This is a genomic window from Thiomicrorhabdus arctica DSM 13458, from assembly GCF_000381085.1.
Classification (GTDB): domain Bacteria; phylum Pseudomonadota; class Gammaproteobacteria; order Thiomicrospirales; family Thiomicrospiraceae; genus Thiomicrorhabdus; species Thiomicrorhabdus arctica.
Genome location: NZ_KB905899.1, coordinates 828,940 through 848,622 on the forward strand (window position 1 = coordinate 828,940; position 19,683 = coordinate 848,622).

At 41.7% G+C, this 19,683-nt stretch carries 17 protein-coding genes; 13 read left to right on the forward strand and 4 right to left on the reverse strand.

Annotated elements, in window-relative coordinates; all coding sequences use genetic code 11:
- Window positions 1-80 precede the first annotated feature (80 nt).
- The 5 genes from F612_RS0103840 to F612_RS0103860 all read left to right on the forward strand — a co-directional run bounded on the left by F612_RS0103840 (window position 81) and on the right by F612_RS0103860 (window position 7,939).
- Window positions 81-3,050, forward strand: a complete 2,970-nt coding sequence (locus tag F612_RS0103840; RefSeq protein WP_019556431.1) for a YdbH domain-containing protein — start codon at window positions 81-83, stop codon at window positions 3,048-3,050.
- 307 nt (window positions 3,051-3,357) lie between these two features.
- The gene (locus F612_RS0103845) at window positions 3,358-3,561 is read left to right on the forward strand and encodes a YnbE family lipoprotein (protein ID WP_019556432.1); all 204 of its coding nucleotides are present in this window, start codon (window positions 3,358-3,360) and stop codon (window positions 3,559-3,561) included.
- A gap of 24 nt (window positions 3,562-3,585) precedes the next feature.
- Entirely contained in the window at window positions 3,586-3,936 is a 351-nt protein-coding gene (locus F612_RS0103850) for a YdbL family protein (RefSeq protein WP_019556433.1), read from the forward strand.
- Between the two features lie 152 nt (window positions 3,937-4,088).
- Window positions 4,089-6,422, forward strand: coding sequence for an AsmA family protein (locus tag F612_RS0103855; protein WP_019556434.1), 2,334 nt, complete (start codon window positions 4,089-4,091; stop codon window positions 6,420-6,422).
- Between the two features lie 257 nt (window positions 6,423-6,679).
- Window positions 6,680-7,939: an APC family permease gene (locus F612_RS0103860; protein ID WP_245539510.1), complete on the forward strand. Its 1,260-nt coding sequence runs from the start codon at window positions 6,680-6,682 to the stop codon at window positions 7,937-7,939.
- A gap of 274 nt (window positions 7,940-8,213) precedes the next feature.
- On the opposite strand, the gene F612_RS0103865 is transcribed toward F612_RS0103860, so the two are convergent.
- Window positions 8,214-8,618 (reverse strand): DUF4332 domain-containing protein, encoded by a 405-nt coding sequence (locus F612_RS0103865; protein ID WP_019556436.1) that lies wholly within the window; start codon window positions 8,616-8,618, stop codon window positions 8,214-8,216.
- A gap of 107 nt (window positions 8,619-8,725) precedes the next feature.
- Complete coding sequence (locus tag F612_RS0103870) at window positions 8,726-10,180, reverse strand: helicase HerA-like domain-containing protein (RefSeq protein WP_019556437.1); 1,455 nt, start codon at window positions 10,178-10,180, stop codon at window positions 8,726-8,728.
- Between the two features lie 391 nt (window positions 10,181-10,571).
- Between F612_RS0103870 and F612_RS0103875 the strand changes: the two genes are divergently transcribed.
- The 5 genes from F612_RS0103875 to F612_RS0103895 all read left to right on the forward strand — a co-directional run bounded on the left by F612_RS0103875 (window position 10,572) and on the right by F612_RS0103895 (window position 15,315).
- Window positions 10,572-11,336 (forward strand): SDR family NAD(P)-dependent oxidoreductase, encoded by a 765-nt coding sequence (locus F612_RS0103875; protein WP_019556438.1) that lies wholly within the window; start codon window positions 10,572-10,574, stop codon window positions 11,334-11,336.
- Window positions 11,337-11,557: 221 nt separating this feature from the next.
- Window positions 11,558-12,082: a DUF2062 domain-containing protein gene (locus tag F612_RS0103880; protein WP_019556439.1), complete on the forward strand. Its 525-nt coding sequence runs from the start codon at window positions 11,558-11,560 to the stop codon at window positions 12,080-12,082.
- A 47-nt stretch (window positions 12,083-12,129) separates the two neighbouring features.
- Entirely contained in the window at window positions 12,130-12,720 is a 591-nt protein-coding gene (locus F612_RS0103885; RefSeq protein ID WP_019556440.1) for a DUF924 family protein, read from the forward strand.
- Between the two features lie 2 nt (window positions 12,721-12,722).
- Window positions 12,723-13,334 (forward strand): transglutaminase-like domain-containing protein, encoded by a 612-nt coding sequence (locus F612_RS0103890; RefSeq protein WP_019556441.1) that lies wholly within the window; start codon window positions 12,723-12,725, stop codon window positions 13,332-13,334.
- A gap of 262 nt (window positions 13,335-13,596) precedes the next feature.
- Window positions 13,597-15,315, forward strand: coding sequence for a proline--tRNA ligase (locus F612_RS0103895; RefSeq protein WP_019556442.1), 1,719 nt, complete (start codon window positions 13,597-13,599; stop codon window positions 15,313-15,315).
- Window positions 15,316-15,713: 398 nt separating this feature from the next.
- Here F612_RS0103895 and F612_RS0103905 read toward each other — a convergent pair whose 3' ends face one another.
- Complete coding sequence (locus tag F612_RS0103905) at window positions 15,714-16,040, reverse strand: DUF4156 domain-containing protein (protein WP_019556443.1); 327 nt, start codon at window positions 16,038-16,040, stop codon at window positions 15,714-15,716.
- A gap of 187 nt (window positions 16,041-16,227) precedes the next feature.
- Between F612_RS0103905 and F612_RS0103910 the strand changes: the two genes are divergently transcribed.
- The 3 genes from F612_RS0103910 to F612_RS12885 all read left to right on the forward strand — a co-directional run bounded on the left by F612_RS0103910 (window position 16,228) and on the right by F612_RS12885 (window position 19,052).
- A complete protein-coding gene (locus F612_RS0103910; RefSeq protein ID WP_019556444.1) occupies window positions 16,228-16,830 on the forward strand; it encodes a DUF938 domain-containing protein in 603 nt (200 codons plus the stop codon).
- Between the two features lie 5 nt (window positions 16,831-16,835).
- Window positions 16,836-17,558, forward strand: a complete 723-nt coding sequence (gene tsaA / locus F612_RS0103915; protein ID WP_019556445.1) for a tRNA (N6-threonylcarbamoyladenosine(37)-N6)-methyltransferase TrmO — start codon at window positions 16,836-16,838, stop codon at window positions 17,556-17,558.
- A 288-nt stretch (window positions 17,559-17,846) separates the two neighbouring features.
- Window positions 17,847-19,052, forward strand: a complete 1,206-nt coding sequence (locus F612_RS12885) for an HD-GYP domain-containing protein (protein ID WP_019556446.1) — start codon at window positions 17,847-17,849, stop codon at window positions 19,050-19,052.
- 101 nt (window positions 19,053-19,153) lie between these two features.
- On the opposite strand, the gene cynS is transcribed toward F612_RS12885, so the two are convergent.
- Window positions 19,154-19,597 carry a cyanase gene (gene cynS / locus F612_RS0103925; protein ID WP_019556447.1) on the reverse strand — a complete coding sequence of 148 codons (444 nt, stop codon included), beginning with the start codon at window positions 19,595-19,597 and terminating at the stop codon, window positions 19,154-19,156.
- Window positions 19,598-19,683 lie beyond the last annotated feature (86 nt).

The following is a 19,683-nucleotide window of genomic DNA, read 5'->3' on the forward strand; positions in this document are numbered from 1 at the left end:
CCCAACCTTCCCCCTAATGTCTTTAAATAGGGGGAATCGGTTTCTTAGGAAAACTATCCACATAACTTGAGAAGCAAACGATGCGTTGGATAAAACCTCTTGGCCTAATTTTCCTGGTAACGTTGCTCCTTCTTATAGTGGGGCTTTCCTTCACGCTGCACCAAAAAATTAAACAAGCTGAGATTACCAACCTTACCTGGTCACTTGGCCACCTGGGGTTTAATTCCCTCGAATTAGAAAACATTAGCGCAACTTACCAACAGCAACAGCATATTCGATTGGAGAATGTCCAAGTCCATTGGACAGATATCAGTACTTGGTTTGACTCCTCTTTTCAAATCACAACGTTAGCCATCGAAAATGCGCAGCTGCAATTAACCTTTCAAAAACGCATCGAAGGCCAAGTGCCTAACAAAGAAACGCCTCTAGAATTTTCTTGGCCTAAAACGCCAGAAGAGTGGCAAGCTAATTCTTTTTTAAGTGAGCGGCTCCCTTGGTTGGCTTTACTGCCTAAAAAAACTGTGATTAAACACTTTTCATTCAGTCGTCATTGCCCAGAAGGTTTATGCAGTTTGACTGGACAACTCAGTGCTTCAATTGAAACCAGACAGACAACTCAGCAATCTATGCCCTTGCAAGCAAACTTTCAAGGTTTGATCTCGAATCCGATCTCTCCCGACAATCAACTCTCTTTTCAATTGAAAGCCGCCCTATCCTCTGAAAAATTACCCAGCCTGCAGTTACAACTTTCACTCGATAATAGCCTTAACTTAACTCTGAATAATGAGATCAGACTGCATCGCGATTTAAGCTCTGAAAACCAACTTTACACAAGTTTACAACTGTCCGGGACTATTCCCAACCCCATCTGGTTTAAAACGCTTGAGAACTGGTCTGGACTAAAACTAACAGAAGCGACTTTATTACAACTGCATCAGCAGGCATCGACGCCTGTTAACATCGACATTCTCAATAACATGCCTTTAACATCCGTTACCTTACTTGTTAAACAGCTGAGTTCGACAAACCCGAAAATTAAAAAAACAGCAACCACTGAACCATCACCTTTCAGCAAACCGGTTGAATTCGTTTCCAAACTGTCTACCCAATTTGAGATGAACATTGAACTGCCAAAACCCATCCCTATTCCTGCAATCGGTTTGCTCCAAGGGACACTCAAAGCTAAGCTTAAACTGCAACAGGGACTCTTACAGAATTATCAACTGCATGCCAGTGGTAACCTCTCAGAGCATGCCTTCTCAGAAAAGTTAAAAGCATTCGGGCAATTTAAAGGACTTGATATTGCGAAGATTTCTTTTGACCTAAACAGTCAAATTCGTTCTCAGAAAAACGATTTAGCCAACATTCCATTTAATCTGTCTTTAAACTCCGTTACGCCGACGATGAGTAAAAGCCAACTCCGTTTGGTGACTCAGGGTGAACTCTTTATTGGAGACAACCCTCGTCTCAAGCTGTATGACGCTCGAATCACTTTGCAGCAACCTGCATTAACCATTCAAGTCACTTCAGACCAACCACACTATGACATTCAGAACCTTGCGCTGAATATTCCCTTTACAGCGGATTATCAAAATCAAGTCTTTACTTTCAAATCACCTTCAGCGCTGATTAAGAGCGATGTCAAAATCGTTGATCAATCGAATGGTGCCTCTTTAGCGATATTCAACCAATCTAGCCTGCAACTGAACAGGCTCAATGTTCATTTAAGAACCGATCCTATTAACCCTCTAACGTGGTCACTCTCAAGCAAAAAAACAGTTCTTAATGCCCAATTTACAAGTCCACCGTTAAAAGCTAAAAACCTTCAGGTTAGCTTAACTTCTCTGCAATTAAACAATTCTGATAATGGACTGAGCTCTCACCCCGTACAAATCAATGCCCATTATAATGTCTCTACGGCACGGTTAGAGCAGGCTAAACTCGTGCCTCAATTCTGGTCGGCTAAAGGGGTTTTATCGGGAGGAGTGGATGACTTTAAATTTTCAGGTCGCATTAGCAATGCCTCTGAATTAAGCATTAAGCACAATAGCCGCTGGAAAAACCAAAACCTCAGCAGCACCTGGTCGCTAGAACCGCTGTTTTTTCTGGGCGGTAATCCACTGAAAAAGTCTTTCTCTTTTTGGCCTCAAGAACTCACATTGGCCAGCGGCCAAATGGCTTTACAAGGTCAATTAAAATTCAATTTTAAGCTTTTAAAAGCTCCCCTTGCAGCACTGTCTGGCACAGTCAATGCCGACATTAAACAAGTAAGCGGTCTCTATCAGCAAACGGCTTTCAGCCAAATCAGCGTATTATCAGCCCTTAATTTAAACAATAAACACTTTAATGTCTCTCTACCCACCTTACAGATCACCCGAGTCAATCATGGCCTGATTGCCGGGCCAGTTCAAATGACTGCTCGTTATGAAGGTGCATTGGCCAACCCTCTAAAGGGAGTACTCGAAATAGAGACTCTACGCAGCGGACTTTTTAACGGCCAAGCCTGGTTAGATCCTCAAATCATCAATCTGTCTAAACCTTTTAAAACCACACTCCATTTAAAAGACATTGATATTGAAGAACTACTGAAACAGCATCCAACGAGTAATTTAAAAGGCAAAGGATTGATCGATGGTACATTGCCATTAGAGATTGATTTAACAACGGAATCGCCAAGCTTCTTAATTCAACAGGGTCTAGTCACCTCTCAAGCCAGTGGAGGTTTATTACAATATCAACCAGAGGCTAAATCAGGCATTGGTAAAAGTAATCAAGGTATGCAACTCGTCTTAGATGTATTGGATGATTTTCACTACACATTATTACAGAGCAGTGTCAGCATAGGAGTGGATCAAAAACTAAATTTAGGATTGACCCTAAAAGGGCAAAATCCGAATGTCGAAAAGGGTCGAGCGATTAACTTAAATATCAATCTGGAAGAAGACCTACCTTCTTTGATAACCAGTATGCAAATCACCAATCAAGTGAGTGAAACCATTAAACGCAGAGTTCAAGAAAAAATTCGACAACAATCTAATCAGGAAAAATAAAACATTCGACTCAGTAAACAACTCTTACGCAAGTATTAAAGAAGGTTGAAAGTGTGTGTATTTGCTCAACCGACAGATGCGTTACTGTTAAATTCTGCTAAACTACAGCCATTATACTAGACGAGGCTGAGTCATTAGGTAGCCTCAATAGGATGCATACAATAATGACAAATATTAACGGTTATCTAGGATTTCATAATGAAAAACATCCCTTTTTTCATCGTTAATTAAGCCATTTAAAAAATGACTTTAATCCCAACAACGTTAATTTAAGCGCGATTCGCGTTTTAACATAGGAGTTTAAAATATGGATTTATTACAAAGCTTCCATAGAACCGTTATTTTGATGGGTCTACTCGGTGTCATTTCCGCGTGTACACCAACCGTTCAAATGGCCTTACCCAATGAACCCATTAACATTAATCTCAACGTTAAGATCCAACATGAAATTTTAATCAAAGTTGATAAACAACTTGATGCCATGTTTAGCAAATCTAGCGGATTATTCTAAGAAATGACTATAAGGATTAATATCATGATGCTTAAAAAAACACTCCAGCCTATTTTCTTTATTCTAATGTTTGCTTTCGCCGCAAATGCCTATGCAATGTCGTTACAACAGGCCATGGGACAATTAGGTGACTACAAATCTCAAGGATTAGTTGGTGAACACCCTAATGGTTACTTGGGGGTTGTAACAAATCAAAATGAAGCCACGGAATTGGTACAGTTGATTAATGACGCCAGAAAGGCTCAATACCAAAAAATGGCCAACGCCAATGATATAGCCATTCAAGACATTGAAACGTTAGCAGGTAAAAAATCTCTCGAAAAAACTCAAGCCGGTCACTATATAGAGATCAATGGCCGCTGGGTCAAAAAATAACGCGCTTCTCTCATCGCCCTCCTTCAAAACCTTTAGATAAACCTTTGTATTGAAACACAAAGGTTTATCTCTTTTAAAAATCTGTATTCATTCCACTAACGTATCTGTTAGTATTCCCATAATACCTAGTAAAAATACGCTGGAGCGTTTGTATGAAAGTCTTACCGTTAATCTTAAAAATAACCGCCGGTTTTGTGGCCATTATTATCATTGCAATCGCTGTCATTGCCGTCACAGTGGACCCCAATGATTACCGTGATGAAATTACTCAAGTGGTCAAGAAAGAGACTGGACGTGATTTAAAAATCGAAGCCATGAGTCTCTCCTTTTTCCCTCATTTGGGGCTAGAGTTAGAAAACACCTCATTAAGTAATGCAACAGGATTCAGTGAACAGCCCTTTTTAAAGATTGATAAAGTCCAAGTCGGCGCGGCTATATGGCCTTTACTGAGCCAACGATTAGAAATTGACACTCTGACCTTGCATGGCCTAAATTTAAACCTAGAAAAAAATGCCCAAGGCATCAGTAACTGGGATGATTTAATCCAGAAAGACGATGACGTCAAAATCAAAGAAAAATCAGTCGACAGTGCAAACCCTCTTGATAAATTGGCCGCGCTAAACTTTGGCGGAATGGATATTCAAAATGGTCAGATACATTGGAATGATCAGCAAACTCAACAGACTGTGGACCTAAACCTCTCCGAATTATCGACGGGCGCGATTACTTTTGGTGAATTTTTCAACATCGTTTTATCTGCTGAAACCACCGTTGCCAAGCCTGCACTTAAATCACAGTTGCATTTAACCATTGAAGCGAAACTTGAGAAAGATGGCCGTTATTTTTTGCGTAATCTGGCCCTTAAAAGTACGACGCAAGGAGCTGGCATTCCCGTGGAAAAAGCAACCGCAGAGCTCTCTATTCCAACGATTGATTTAGTCATGGCTAAAAACCAACTGTCACTGCCTAACTTAAAACTGACTTATGATGTGATGGGTGGCAAAGAGTTCCCGATGAAGACCATCCAAGGTGAATTAACCGTCAAAGAGTTTAGTGGAGACATAAAAACGCAACAATTTAAAGCACAGCAATTAACCGTAAATACCGATTTAACGGGTGATTTATTACCGGGTGGCAAGACGCAAGTAACCCTAGAAACTCAACCAACTATCGATCTTACCGCGCAAACAGCTAACTTAGATCAGCTGACTTTACGTGCCATGGATATTGTGGCAAAAGGCTCTGTAAAAGCCACACAAATTACGACCGATGCCCTGGTTGATGCAAAACTTGATATTGCACAAACAAATCTAAGAACCGCTTTAAAACAGTTGGAAGTATCTCTTCCCGAGATGGCAGATGCAAAAACCCTAACTCAGTTTGCAGCCACTTTAGGTGTACACTTTAATGCAAAAACGCAAGCAGTGAATGTTCAAAATCTTAAAGTAACCTTAGATGACAGTGTATTAACCGGTAATGGCTCTATCAGTCAGTTTAAGACACCCAATATTCGTTATGATCTAGCCTTAACTAAAATTGATTTAAACCGTTACTTGCCCGTGAAAAAAACCGTTTCAGAACCAGAAACCGTTACGGAGGAGACAGATATTCCTCTACCCACGGAGTTATTGCGCAACTTGACTATCAACGGAACCTTTAAGGCCGGAGCCGTTACCTTTGATAAACTCCAGCCTAAAAACATCGTCTTAACGCTAAAAGGCAGTCAAGGAAAACTCTACGCCAACCCAATTCGTGCCGACATTTTCAAAACGACTATAAATGCACAAGCAGGGTTAGATGTCAGTGGCAAAACGCCTCAATATAGCTTTAAAACTGATGCTGAAAATGTTCCTGTGGGAGAGGTCTTGATGGCCTTTACCGGTAAAGACAAAATCAGCGGGACAGGCGCAGTGAGTGCCAATATCACTACGGCTGGCACACGTGTATCGCATTTCAAACAAAACTTGAACGGTACCGCTGCCGCCAACCTAGAAAATGGTGCCATCAAAGGTTTTAACCTGGCACAATCGATTCGTGAAGCCAAAGCCAAAATGAACGGCACTACCGCACCTGCAGCAAATGGGGATTTGCAAACAGACTTTAGCTCATTGATTGCTCAAGCCAGCATCAAGCAAGGCATTATCACTACCACCAAACTGCTAGCACAAGCGCCTTTCATGCGTATCTCTGGCTCGGGTACAGTTGACTTACCTAAAGAATCCTTAAACTATTTGGTTCAAGCCAAAATTGTCGCTTCAGACAAGGGCCAAGGTGGCGCAGACCTTAAAGAACTTAATGGCTTAACCATTCCAGTCAGACTGAAAGGCGCTTGGGCCACTCCAAGTGTTTCACTTGATTTGGCCTCTTTACTGGAACAAAAAGCCACGGCTGTCATTGAAAAGAAGAAAGATGAAGTGATTAATGAGACAAAAAAGAAAGTTGAGGAGCAGCTTAAAGACACTTTGCTTAAGGGATTTAAGTTCTAAGTTAAAGTCCTGAACCTTTACTTTTAAATATTATGACCTTAACGTCCAGGCCAACCTCAAAATGACCAGGCCTGGTCTAAATTTGTCATCACACTTCACGCCTATTTCATCAATGACGATTAGATAGGCTTTTTTATGGTCTCGATAAAACCTTCTATGAATGACTGAACTACCTTTCTATACGAGAAGAAACCTTTAAAACTAGATATGCGTATTCTTTTAAACGTTAACTTTGTATACTCAAGGAAGCGTTCATTGTGAATACAAGAGATTCAATCCATATGCCCCAATCCACTCGTTTAAAACGTGTAATATCTCTGCCTATGTTGGTACTTTATGGTTTAGGCACAACAATTGGTGCAGGCATTTACGCGCTTGTGGGTGAACTCGCCGGCGTATCAGGTTATCTTGCACCAGCAGCCTTCTTGGTGGCCTCTATATTAGCAGGTATCACGGCCTTATCGTTTGCTGAGCTCTCTAGCCGTTACCCATGGGCGGCCGGTGCCGCGCTTTATACGCGGGAAGGATTGGGTTCTGAACGCTTTTCAACCTTAGTCGGTTTATTGGTGGTTTCAGCGGGCCTAGTCTCTTCGGCCGCCTTAGTGAATGCGTTTGCCGGTTACCTAAACCACTTAATAGCTCCATGGGTTGAATTAGACCGTATGACGATTGTTTTGTTGGCCACTCTTTTTTTGGGTCTATTTGCACTTTGGGGCATTCTGCAATCTATTCTCATTACCACAGCCATGACCCTGCTAGGAATTGCGGGTCTTATCATTATCATTTATGTAGGTCATGGCGCTTTAGCGGACCTTTCTACCGAATGGCCAAAACTGATACCCTCTGCAGACTTTACCAGCTGGGGTTTTGTTTTCGCAGGTACCTTATTGGCATTTTATGCCTTTATCGGGTTCGAGGACATGGTGGATGTTGCCGAAGAGGTCAAAGACGTTAAACGTAACCTTCCGCTCGCAATCCTAATAACATTAGGGTTCACAACAGTACTTTATATGTTGATTATGACCATTGCCGTGCTGTCCATGCCACCAGAAGTTTTTGCTCAAAGCTCTGCACCCATGGCGTTTCTGTATCAATACCATACAGGAGAGGATGCCAAACTTATCAGTATCATAGGGTTATTTGCGATTATTGATGGGGTATTGATCCAGATGATCATGGCTTCAAGGGTACTTTATGGTCTAAGTTCAAGAGGACAACTACCGGCTCTACTGAGCCGTGTGCATCCAAAAACACAGACACCACTTTATGCGACCGGACTAACGATTTGCTCTGTACTCATACTTTCTTTAGTAGGACGACTGGGATCTTTAGCCGAATTAACTTCGATTATCATGTTAATCGTCTTTTCACTGGTCAACCTTTCATTATGGCGTATCAAGCAACGTGTACCGAATAATGAAGGCCATATCAACTTGCCACCCTGGATTTCACTGACGGCTTTTATGCTAAGCTCTACTTTTGTGACGCTAGAGATCTCAAAACTATTTTTAAAATAATCGCTTTTACCATAAATAAAATAATATTTTATACTGGCGACTTTAGCGACAAGGCACGATCTCGTTATTATCGATAATGTCAAAAATTCCACCAACCAATCAACTGGTTATAGAACCCTAATATTTATCAACCGTTTAAGAATTTATAATCAACGCTTTATCCTCACAGAATAAACCTGCCCATTTTTCTCATAAAAAGGCACCCACCCCGTAAAAGAGAGGGGTAGATTCCTCAAACAACAAGCTGCTGTTTATTTAATAGACCCATTGCGTCTTAGTGAGTGACTACGCGAGGCAGTTCTTTAGCTTGTGCCACCCAATCCTCTACTTGCGAAACAGAGGGCAATTTGCGAACCAAATTTTTGGCGTCATTTACTTCAGTCATTTTGGTTTGAAGGTTTTCAGCATTACGTTGTGCAAGTTCAGGAATAGTATCGACACCTGCGCTTTCAAGTAAATCAGCATATTGCGTACTGACCCCTTTAATGCGAGTCAAATCAGCACGATTTACCCAGCTCAATACCAGTTTTTCATTAACACCTGATTTATTTGCAATCTCTTTACGGCCCTTTTTACTGGAACCCGTTTCTAATAAGTTTTCTAAAGAAGTAACACCAGCTTCTTTTAATTTAGTTGCGTAGCGTCCACCAATACCTTCAATTTCAGATAATTTAGTCATTTAGCGTTCCTTTCCTTTCGGTTTTTTACAGTTAAAAACATCACATTTGATCGATTAATCGTTTGTACCTATTTGTTTTGTGAAAGATTAAATTAAAGACTGCCTGATTATTTTCCACCAAAGATGGATCCCATAAGTCCACGCATAATTTTGCGACCTAATTGGCTACCCATAGCACGAGCTGCACTCGTAAATAAAGCTTCTGTTGGACTTTGGCGAGAGGAGCCACGCGTACTTTTAGAGTGACTACGTGCACTCTCACCAGATTGGGCTAATTCTGCTTTACGATGCTCTGCCTGAGCTTTTTCTAATGCGTCGGTTTTAGCTTGTTCAAGTTGTTCATTAGCACGGGCCGCCAAAATTTCGTAAGCTGAGTGGCGATCCAGGACCTCTTTATAACGGTCTTTTAACGGCGAACGGTCAATACGTTGTTGGCGCTCTTCATCACTTAGTGGTCCTATACGTGATTCAGGAGGACAAATGAGGGTTCTCTGGACAGGTTGCGGCCTACCTTTCTCATCCAACACAGAGATAAGTGCCTCTCCTGTGCCAAGATCGGTAATGGTCTCTTGGGTATCAAATGCAGGGTTGGTTGGAAAGGATTCCGCCACACTTTTAATGATTTTACGATCTTTGGGAGTGTAAGCTCTCAGGGCATGTTGAATTTTTAGGCCAAGTTGGCCTAGAATTTCCTCGGGGATATCAAGCGGAGTTTGGGTGATAAAATAAACACCCACACCTTTAGATCGTATTAAACGAACAACCTGTTCGATTTTATCCACCAGTAATTTTGGTGCTTGATCAAATAGCAAATGCGCTTCGTCAAAGAAAAATACCAATTTCGGTTTATCAGGGTTACCTACTTCAGGCAATTGTTCAAACAACTCAGAGAGCAACCACAATAAAAAAGACGAATAAACACGCGGAGATTGCACCATTAATTTTGAAGCATCCAACAAGCTAATTACACCGTTACCCGAGAAATCGACTTGCATCAAATCACTGAGTTTTACCGCTGGCTCGCCAAAAAAATGCTCTGCACCTTGCTCTTCTAAAACGAGCAATTGGCGTTGAATAGCACCGATACTCGAACTGGAAATATTGCCATATTTACCCGTCAATTCTTTCGAGTTCTTGCTCATCCAAGTCAGCATCGCTCGCAAATCTTTTAGGTCTAACAGCAACATACCTTGGTCATCGGCGATTTTAAAACAGCCATACAAAATTCCCGACTGGGTGTCATTTAGGGAGAGTAAGTTAGAAAGCAGAAGTGGCCCCATTTCGGAGATAGTTGCCCGAATAGGGTGGCCTTTTTCACCAAAAATATCCCAGAAAACCACAGGATAAGGACGTTGTTGAAAATGTTTAAGCGGAATTTTTGCTAAACGTTCATCTATTTTGGGGTGTGGATTACCCGCGATACCTAAGCCTGATAAATCACCTTTAATGTCCGCGGCAAACACCGGCACACCTAAACGAGAAAAATTTTCGGCCAACACCTGTAAAGTAACCGTTTTACCTGTCCCAGTGGCCCCTGTAATGAGGCCATGTCGATTGCTCATTTTGCAAAGTTATTCTACTAAGACGCCATCCGCCCCGCCAATCGCAAACTTTTTTAAATCGTCCATGTAACCTCAATGCTTAGCTGTTCCTACTAGAGTCTCTATGTACTTGTACTTACAATACGTGTTACATGTTTGATTTTACTACGAATAAATTTAAAGTTAAAGGATATTTTTCCATTTACATTAAGTGGCTTATTTCAGCGTTAAGGAGTCTTATATTTTTGCTTATAATGACCTTTTAAAGAGAAGTTCCTAGACAATTTTTGACGAATCCCTTTTCGCGATTAAGCAATTACAATTGCTCTTGATGGGTTGTCTCCTAAAATAAGACACGCTTTACGCTAGATTATCCTCTAAAATAATCATCTTCTTTATTTGAGACAGAGTTATGAACTATCAAGTTGCCCTCATTACCGGCGCCTCTAGCGGTATCGGCAAAGCCACTGCCGAAAATCTTGCCAAGCAAGGCATTAAATTGATCCTGCTTGCGCGAAGAGCTGAGCGACTCGAAACCTTGAAAACGACACTTTCTGCACAGACGCAATGTCACATAATCGCCTGCGATATTAATGACCACGCCACATTAGAAAACGAATTAAGCAATCTGCCTGTCATTTTTCAAAATATCGATATTCTGGTGAATAATGCTGGCTTGGCGTTAGGCATGAGTCCGGCACATGAAACGGATTGGATTGATTGGCAAACCATGATTAATACCAACTGTATGTCTTTGGCATTTTTAACGCATCTAATCCTGCCAGGCCTGGTTAAACGTAATCACGGTCACATTATCAATATCGGCTCGATTGCTGGGACTTATCACTACAAAGGTGCCAATGTCTATGGCGCGACGAAAGCATTTGTTGAGCAATTCTCAGGCAATTTACGCAGTGATCTATTAGGTACCGCGATACGAGTAACAAATATTGAACCCGGTATGTTGAATGAGAGTGAATTTTCTCTGGTACGTTTTAAGGGCAATGAAACGAAAGCAGATCAGGTTTATGCGGACCTAGAGCCGCTTAAATCATCCGATATTGCCGAGAGTGTGAGTTGGATTTTAAACCAACCAGGACATGTCAATATAAATCGAATTGAGATTATGCCCGTGCAGCAAGCTTCTGGCGGACCCATTACGGCCAAAAAGGTTTAATCTTTAGCTGCTTACGTTGTAGCCCGAGGCCACTTCTTCGGGCGAAACGTTCACCTTCGAGCATAATCACCTGCATTTTTTGCCTCATTCAGCACAATTCTTCTTCCTTTTTATCTTCTCCCCTTAGGCCTGAAAAAATAAAAGTAAACTAATTTCTCTAAGCCGTTGTCCTTAAACATTTTTGGCCACTAATTTCAGCAATCTCTGATATGATAATTTACATGATTCGATACTTAAGACTAAAAGTCCATCAGATTGGTCGCGCCACTAAACGCTCAGCGTTTTTAAACCAATACTTCCCAAAACTTAAGGATCCCGTTTATTGGGCGGGTGACAGGCACTCCTTTGCAAAAGCTGGCTTTATCGGCATGTTTTGCATGATGCTGCCTATTCCTTTTCAAATGTTGCTTAGTTCTGCGCTCGCCTATTACCTGCGAGCAAACATCCCACTGGCGACAGCCTTAGCCTGGATTACCAATCCCTTAACCATGTGGCCAATTTGGTATGGTGGATACCTTTTTGGCACTTGGGTTTTAGGCACGCCCGACCTTTTTGCAGCCTCCGCACATATTACTATTGGCTCACAGGTCTGGTTTAATGAAGTCTTTCCGCTGATTTGGAAACCTTTTTTCTTAGGTAATTTTTTATTGGGCAGCCTTTTTGGCTTCGTGACCTATCTTATGATTGGTTCCTTTCGTTGGTCGTACATTCGTAACCTAATGAACACTGTTTTAAGAAGACATTAAGCCTTTTTGCTTTGAGTGTAACAAGGCTTAAAATTCACGAGGTATATATGTTTAACGTAAACCCCAAACCATCAAACATACCTGTCGCGGCACAAGATCTTCTGGAGTTTTGGTTTTCTGCAGACGTTCAGCCTTTATGGTTTCATTCAACACCCAAATTCGACCATGAAATCAAATGTCGATTTGAACATTTATGGCAACAGCTTCAGAAAGATCCGCAATCAGATAGGTTCACCGAATGGTCGCAAACGCCTGAAGGTGTTTTGGCCTTATGTATACTGTTTGACCAACTCCCCTTGAATATGTATCGGGGTGAATCAAGCAGCTTTCAAACCGAATCTCTGGCCATTGACGTCGCTAAACAAGGCATAACGAACGGATTTGACCAACAGATTGCGCATGATAAACTGATGTTTTTCTATATGCCACTGATGCACAGTGAAAAACTAGAGGACCAAAACCAGTCTGTCGCGCTTTTTAGCAAAGCCGGACTTATTCATAATCTCCGGTTCGCTCAACATCATCAGCGTTTGATTAAACGCTTTGGGCGCTTTCCACATCGTAATGCTATTTTAGGTAGAAATAGCACGCAAGATGAAATGGAATACCTTGATTCTAAAGAAGCTTTCAGAGGATAGTCATGTCGAACAAACTTAACGTCCCCCAAAATCTCACCCTTTTTTTGTCCGAGAGTGACATCATTAACTTCAACCACCCACATGTCAAAGCTCTTGCTAACGCTTTAAAAGAAACGAGCACGGGTGAATATGAACTTGTAAAAAACTGTTTTGAATACGTGCGTGATTCTATTCGGCACAGTGGTGATTTTCCAGACAACAGTATCCAAACAGCCGTCTCTGCAAGTGATGTTTTAACATTTAAAACAGGCTGGTGTTACGCGAAAAGTCATCTTTTGGCGGCTTTACTCAGAGCCAATCAGATTCCTATCGGATTTTGTTATCAACGTCTTAGTTGCTCAGAATACCAACCGGATATTTTTTGTTTACATGGATTAAATGCAGTTTATCTGACAGACTTTGGCTGGTATCGTTTAGACCCTCGTGGCAACAAAACAAGTGTTAACGCTCAATTCAAACCGCCTGTTGAGCAACTTGCTTTTGCTTTAGCGGAGGGGGAACAAAACATTCAAGAGATTTATGCCGAACCTATGCCGATCGTTATCAACGCTTTAAAAAGCCATCAAACCTACGATGAAATGGTTCAAAACTTGCCTGATCTAAGTATTGAGTAGCCCGCGAAATACTAATACATAATGCAGATCACTTCGACACATGAATCAACAACAAAAATGGCAATTGACCAGGCCTGGTCAATTGCCATTTTTTGAGTTTTTATCCTTTTTAATACGTTCTCCTACAATTTCTAAGCGTTCATCAACAGAAAATGCATATTAGCGTTTAAGCATTCAAGACCACATGCTAAAATAACCGGTTACTAAGTCCTAAACTTCATTGAATTGCACCCAAACTTTACACCTAAGGTAAAACACCATAATGAGAACTTCCAACCTACTACTCGCCACCACCCGTGAAACCCCTGCTGATGCCGTTGTTATCAGCCATCAATTGATGCTTAGAGCAGGTATTGTTCGCCCACTGGCTGGTGGACTCTACAATTGGTTGCCATTAGGTGTCCGAGTATTAAGAAAAGTGGAAGCCATTATTCGTGAAGAGATGAACCGCGCCAATGCACAAGAAGTCTTGATGCCAGTGGTTCAACCGCTTGAATTATGGGAAGAGTCTGGACGTTTACAAGACTACGGCCCGGAACTACTGCGTTTTGAAGATCGTCACGGTCGTGGTTTTGCCCTTGGTCCAACACATGAAGAGATCATTACCGACTTAGTGCGTAAAGAGATTCGTAGCTATAAGCAATTGCCCGTCACCTTCTATCAAGTTCAAACTAAATTCCGTGATGAGATTCGGCCGCGTTTCGGTGTCATGCGCTCGCGTGAATTCATTATGAAAGATGCTTACTCTTTCCATATGGATCGTGAAAGTCTTGAGAAAACCTATGCCGAAATGTATGAAACTTACAACCGCATCTTTAGCCGAATCGGTCTAGACTTCCGTCCAGTACAAGCTGATACCGGTTCCATCGGCGGCGATGGTTCACATGAGTTCCACGTACTGGCTGATTCAGGTGAAGACGATATCGCCTTCTCAACTCAATCAGACTTTGCCGCCAACGTAGAACTTGCAGAAGCCCTAGCACCGCGTGGTGAACGTGCCGAAGCAACGGAAGTTTTGACCAAAGTAGCGACGCCAAACAAACACAGCATTGAAGAAGTCTGTGATTTTTTACAGATTAAGAAAAAGAAAGCCGTTAAAACCTTATTGGTTAAGGGTGCTACACAAGCTGCACCCGTGGTGGCCTTAGTGCTTCGTGGCGACCATGAACTCAATGAGATCAAAGCACAAAATTTAGAACTCGTCGCCGAACCTTTTGAAATGGCAACCGATGAAGAAATTCTGGCGGCCGCAGGTTGTAAGGCCGGTTCAATCGGTGCTGTTGGCTTAACGATCCCAGTGATTGTCGATCGCACAGCGGCACACATGGCTGACTTTGTCACCGGTGCCAATGAAGATGGCTTCCACTTCACAGGCTGTAACTGGGAAAGAGATGCCACATCGACTTTAGTGGCCGATATTCGTAATGTGATCAAGGGCGATCCTAGCCCATGTGGTCAAGGTAAAATCCAAATCCGTCGTGGCATTGAAGTTGGGCATATCTTCCAACTGGGTAATAAATACTCAACCGCTTTGAACGCCAATGTCCAAAACGAAAGCAGCCGCTCGCAAATTTTAGAGATGGGCTGTTACGGAATTGGGGTAACACGAGTGGTTGCGGCTGCGATTGAGCAAAACTATGATGACAAAGGTATTATCTGGCCAGAAAGCATCGCGCCTTTCCAAGTCAGTATTGTGCCAATGCAAATGCACAAGTCACCACGCGTGGCAGAGGTCGCGGAAGCAATCTATCAAGAACTGATGACAGCGGGTATCGAAGTCCTTTTTGATGACCGTAGCGAACGCCCAGGTGTTATGTTCTCTGATATGGATTTGATTGGTATTCCACACCGCATCGTGATCGGTGAGCGTGGTTTAGATAATGGTATGTTGGAATACAAGTATCGTCGTGATGAAAAATCGCAAGATATCCCGCAAGCGGACTTTATGGCATTTTTATTAGAAAAACTAGGTAAACACTAAACGCTCACCCCACACCTTTACGTCACTTCAAAAAAGAAAACCGATCGACTCCGATTGGTTTTCTACCCATTTCTACTCTACTTCAAGCTTAATCGATACAACACGTAAGTAGGCTCTTACAAGAAACCGTATTTTAGATGGTATAGACGCTTAAATATAACGATATTAAAGCTCATAAACGCTTTAATCCAAAACCAGCATGCCTGCTAAATTGACCCAACTACCAGATAAGGTGTGTGTCCAAACCGACTTCAACCGTGATAGTGAAGAGGTTTATGAATGACTTACAAAAAAAGATCAATATCAGCGTAATTGACATAAGACTGTCTTATGTCGGTATTGAAGAACGACATTCTCAGGAAACGTTAAATGCGTCAAATAATACTCATCATGAACATTTACGGTTGTGACACAGTCTTACAACGGTAGATATCAAAATTCATCTGCCCATCTATTAATGGAGAGCTTGATACAATAGTATTGCCCTGCATTTTGATGGCTTCATTTTGAGCCAATTTGATCAACTCCTTTTTAATCGCCTCATCATCGCGTTGGTAAAAGCCAACCTTAGACAACGTAGTGGTCGAACTGCTGCCTAATTTTTCACAGCGACTCACTTCATCGCTTTGTAAAACGGCTACCCTTTGCGCGCCTTCGATAGGATTGATCCAACTACACGCCGATATCGATATTAGCACAATTCCCAATAAACCTATTTTCAACATACCCATTCCTTTTATTAAATGCTTATTAGCCCGGTAAGGTTTCCCAAATTAAGTACCACTTTATACTGCAAAACCTTCTACAATTAGTCAAGTACAACTCAAAAATTGTAAAAGACCAGCATGACCAGGCCTGGTAACTTATTCAAACACATTAAATTTACGCTTTAGACGAATATAAAGACACATTATGAACCTAATGAAACCTTTTTCAGAATCCACTGAACAGAACAAGCAAGTCATACTTGCCATCATCCAACCACTTTTCTCGAAGCTTAAGCGTGTTTTAGAAATCGCCAGTGGTACAGGCCAACATGCTGTTTACTTTTCACAGGTTATGCCACACTTGGATTGGCAACCTTCGGATTTGGAAAATGCCCTTCCTGGCATACAGAGTTGGGTGAATGAAAGCGGCCTTAAAAATCTGAATCCACCCATTGCACTTGATGTCTCTTCTCCAAATTGGCCTCAACAAACCTTTGATGCCATTTTCAGCGCCAACAGTTTGCATATTATGAGCCAACAGCACGTTAAGGACTTCTTCTCTAATGTGGGCCGGGTATTGGATATAAACGGGCTTATCGCCGTTTATGGTCCCTTTAATGAGCACGGCCAATTTACCAGTGAAAGTAACCAACACTTCGATGCTTGGTTGAAATCTTGCAACCCTGACAGTGGCATCAAAGCGTTTGAGTGGTGTAATGAGCTTGCACAAAAAGCAGGATTCAAATTGATTGAGGATCATCCAATGCCACAAAACAATCGAATTCTAGTCTGGCAGAAAATGGCTTAAACACGATGAACTCAAATCAACTCTGTCTGCATACCATCGGCACCGTCCACAGTCCTTTTAAAGAAAAATTTGGTGTCCCTCGGCAACCTGGCCTGGTCGAAGGCAATATTGGTCGAATTGAATTATTGGCTCCCTGGAATAGAGAAGAGTCTCTGCAAGGCTTAGAAGGTTTTACTCATCTGTGGGTCATCTTTATTTTTCACCGGTCCATAAAACCTGATGCTGTCTGGCGACCAACGGTACGTCCTCCCAGAGAAGGTACAAAACGCCAGGGTGTTTTTGCCACCCGCTCACCTTACCGACCCAATCCGATTGGTCTTTCCGTATTGAAATATCACGATTGGATCAAGGAAAACGGCAAGCTCTATTTGAATGTTTCAGATTTAGATTTGATTGATGGCACACCGGTTATCGACATCAAACCTTACCTTCCTTATGCCGATAATATCTCAAATGCAACAGGAGGTTTTGCACATCAGGCACCAAAGGCAGCCGATGTGGCCGTTATTTTTACTGATAAAGCGTTAGACCAAATAAAACGGCTTAATAAAAAATATCCACAGCTTCAAGTCTTAATTGAAACCACATTAAAGCATAACCCACGTCCTGCATATTTTGGCAGTATTGATAAACGCAAAACGTTTGGCATTAAGCTGTATGAGTTTAATGTCAAATGGCAATTTGAAAACAGTTCCATCACCGTCTTATTACTTGAACCAATACCTTAGGACTTGGCCTTAAAGACCCTCATTAAATACAACAAGGTATGAGCGTTAGACGCGCCCCTCAAAAACCGACACGATGTTATTTACTCCAATAGATAAATAACGGGTTAAATAACATTTTTTCGCGATAAAAATGGCTACTTTGCAGGGGTTTGTTAACGTTTTATGACCATTTTATTAAGCTTTTAATAAAACCTATACCTTCCCAAATAAAATATCAATAAAACAGGTCATATCGGACTGGTATTTAGATATAATCAGCTCATTCATTTTAAACAAGCCTCATAAAACATGCCTAGAAACCAGCTCAATGCGAGTCGCATTCTCTATTTGTCACAAATGACATTCACCTCTGTCCTTGCTCAGATTGTATTTGCTTTATTACTCTCCACGCTTCTTATCCTTTCTGGGATAGAAGAGAACTTAGTATTCACCTGGCTCACGATCGTTTACGTTATTCTAGGCTTTCGCTACTATACCGCAAGACAAACCATCAAACAGGAGCGATTGTCTCTTAAACCTGATGGCGTTTTGACGATGACCCAAATACGCAGCCAGGCGATTATCCTTTTTGCCTTAAGCATCGCTTGGTCACTTTCCTTTATTTTTTTATTCATGGTCGAGATTCCAGAGCATCAGTCAGGTTATCATATGATTGCCGCCATTTTTACAGTGGGTTTAATTGCGGGCGGTGTCACCTCCCTGGGTACGGTTCGTCTTGTTCTATTTTCCTTTGCTATACCTATGACGTTGACCGTGGCCTACTTATTTTTCGCGCAAGGTGACCTATTCCATATCATGTCCGCCACTGCGACGATTGCAGGTATTTCATTTCTGTTGATTTTCAGTACCTTCTTTAGCAAACAATTTGATAAGAGCATCTTACAAACACAAGAAATTAAAGACACTGAATTGGAAATTATTACCCGTTTAGCGAAAGCATCTGAATTTAGAGATGAGGAGACGGGAAATCACATTCTTAGAATGAGTTATAACTGTTACTTGCTGTCAATGGCGTGCGGTTTTGATAAAGAGCGCGCCGAGCTCATGCTGTATGCAAGTTCGTTACATGATGTCGGAAAAATAGGCATTTCTGATACCGTTCTGCTTAAACCCGGCAAGTTCACGGCCGAAGAAAGACTCATTATGAACAAACACCCACTGATTGGGGCGAATATCTTGGGTAACTCTAAATCTGCTCTCATCAAGCTCGCCAGAACCATTGCTTTATACCATCATGAGAAAGTCGATGGCACAGGTTATCCGCATGGTCTAATAGGCGACAAAATTCCTATTGAAGCACGTATTGCGGCCATCTGTGATGTCTATGATGCTTTGACCTCCGTACGCCCCTATAAAGAGGCCTGGACGAATGAACAGGCACTTACATTCATCATTGATAATGCAGGTAGCCATTTTGATGCAGAACTCGTGCAAAATTTTCAAAACATTTACCCGCAAATACTCGAATACGCACAAACCTACTCTGACTGTTAACCTATCTTTCTCGACCAGGCCCGGTCATTATTTCAAACATTAATTTCTAAATTAAAAAACCGCTAAGAAGCGGTTTTTTAAGACATTGGCTGAGACTTAACTTACCAAGACTTATAGCCTAAAAACTTACCATTCATGGTCACGACTACGCGATCACCTGCTGGATTTTCTTCCTTTTCGATGTGCATTGAAAAATCGATTGCACTCATAATGCCGTCTCCAAACTTTTCGTGAATCAACTCCTTCATCGTCGGGCCGTAAACGCCAACGATTTCATATAAGCGATAAATAAGCGGATCGGTTGGCACCGCCTTTTCCCAAGTTTTATGCGGAAACATCTGCAATGCGGTAGAGACATCTGCCTCTAGCCCTAAAAAATCACAAAGTGCTTCAGCAGCTTGTGGATTTAAACTGTTCATACCCAAGCAAGCTGAGGTGGTATAAACCTCGCTTAATCCTGTCGCGGTGGCAATTTCACTCCAGCTCACTTGCTTGTGAGCTTTCGCTAGAATAATAGTTTCTGTCATTTCAATTTTAGTCATCATGTCATTCTCTCCTTAATGGATTACAAGGTATTAAAAGTTTTACCAATTTGGTGGTTTTATTGACTGAATATGCTTAATGTTGTTCA

Coding starts and splice junctions, on each gene's coding strand:
- F612_RS0103840 (WP_019556431.1), top strand. CDS start 81: ATGCGTTGGATAAAACCTCTTGGCCTAATTTTCCTGGTAACGTTGCTC.
- F612_RS0103845 (WP_019556432.1), top strand. CDS start 3,358: ATGGATTTATTACAAAGCTTCCATAGAACCGTTATTTTGATGGGTCTA.
- F612_RS0103850 (WP_019556433.1), top strand. CDS start 3,586: ATGATGCTTAAAAAAACACTCCAGCCTATTTTCTTTATTCTAATGTTT.
- F612_RS0103855 (WP_019556434.1), top strand. CDS start 4,089: ATGAAAGTCTTACCGTTAATCTTAAAAATAACCGCCGGTTTTGTGGCC.
- F612_RS0103865 (WP_019556436.1), bottom strand. CDS start 8,618: ATGACTAAATTATCTGAAATTGAAGGTATTGGTGGACGCTACGCAACT.
- F612_RS0103870 (WP_019556437.1), bottom strand. CDS start 10,180: ATGAGCAATCGACATGGCCTCATTACAGGGGCCACTGGGACAGGTAAA.
- F612_RS0103875 (WP_019556438.1), top strand. CDS start 10,572: ATGAACTATCAAGTTGCCCTCATTACCGGCGCCTCTAGCGGTATCGGC.
- F612_RS0103880 (WP_019556439.1), top strand. CDS start 11,558: ATGATTCGATACTTAAGACTAAAAGTCCATCAGATTGGTCGCGCCACT.
- F612_RS0103885 (WP_019556440.1), top strand. CDS start 12,130: ATGTTTAACGTAAACCCCAAACCATCAAACATACCTGTCGCGGCACAA.
- F612_RS0103890 (WP_019556441.1), top strand. CDS start 12,723: ATGTCGAACAAACTTAACGTCCCCCAAAATCTCACCCTTTTTTTGTCC.
- F612_RS0103895 (WP_019556442.1), top strand. CDS start 13,597: ATGAGAACTTCCAACCTACTACTCGCCACCACCCGTGAAACCCCTGCT.
- F612_RS0103905 (WP_019556443.1), bottom strand. CDS start 16,040: ATGTTGAAAATAGGTTTATTGGGAATTGTGCTAATATCGATATCGGCG.
- F612_RS0103910 (WP_019556444.1), top strand. CDS start 16,228: ATGAACCTAATGAAACCTTTTTCAGAATCCACTGAACAGAACAAGCAA.
- tsaA (WP_019556445.1), top strand. CDS start 16,836: ATGAACTCAAATCAACTCTGTCTGCATACCATCGGCACCGTCCACAGT.
- F612_RS12885 (WP_019556446.1), top strand. CDS start 17,847: ATGCCTAGAAACCAGCTCAATGCGAGTCGCATTCTCTATTTGTCACAA.
- cynS (WP_019556447.1), bottom strand. CDS start 19,597: ATGATGACTAAAATTGAAATGACAGAAACTATTATTCTAGCGAAAGCT.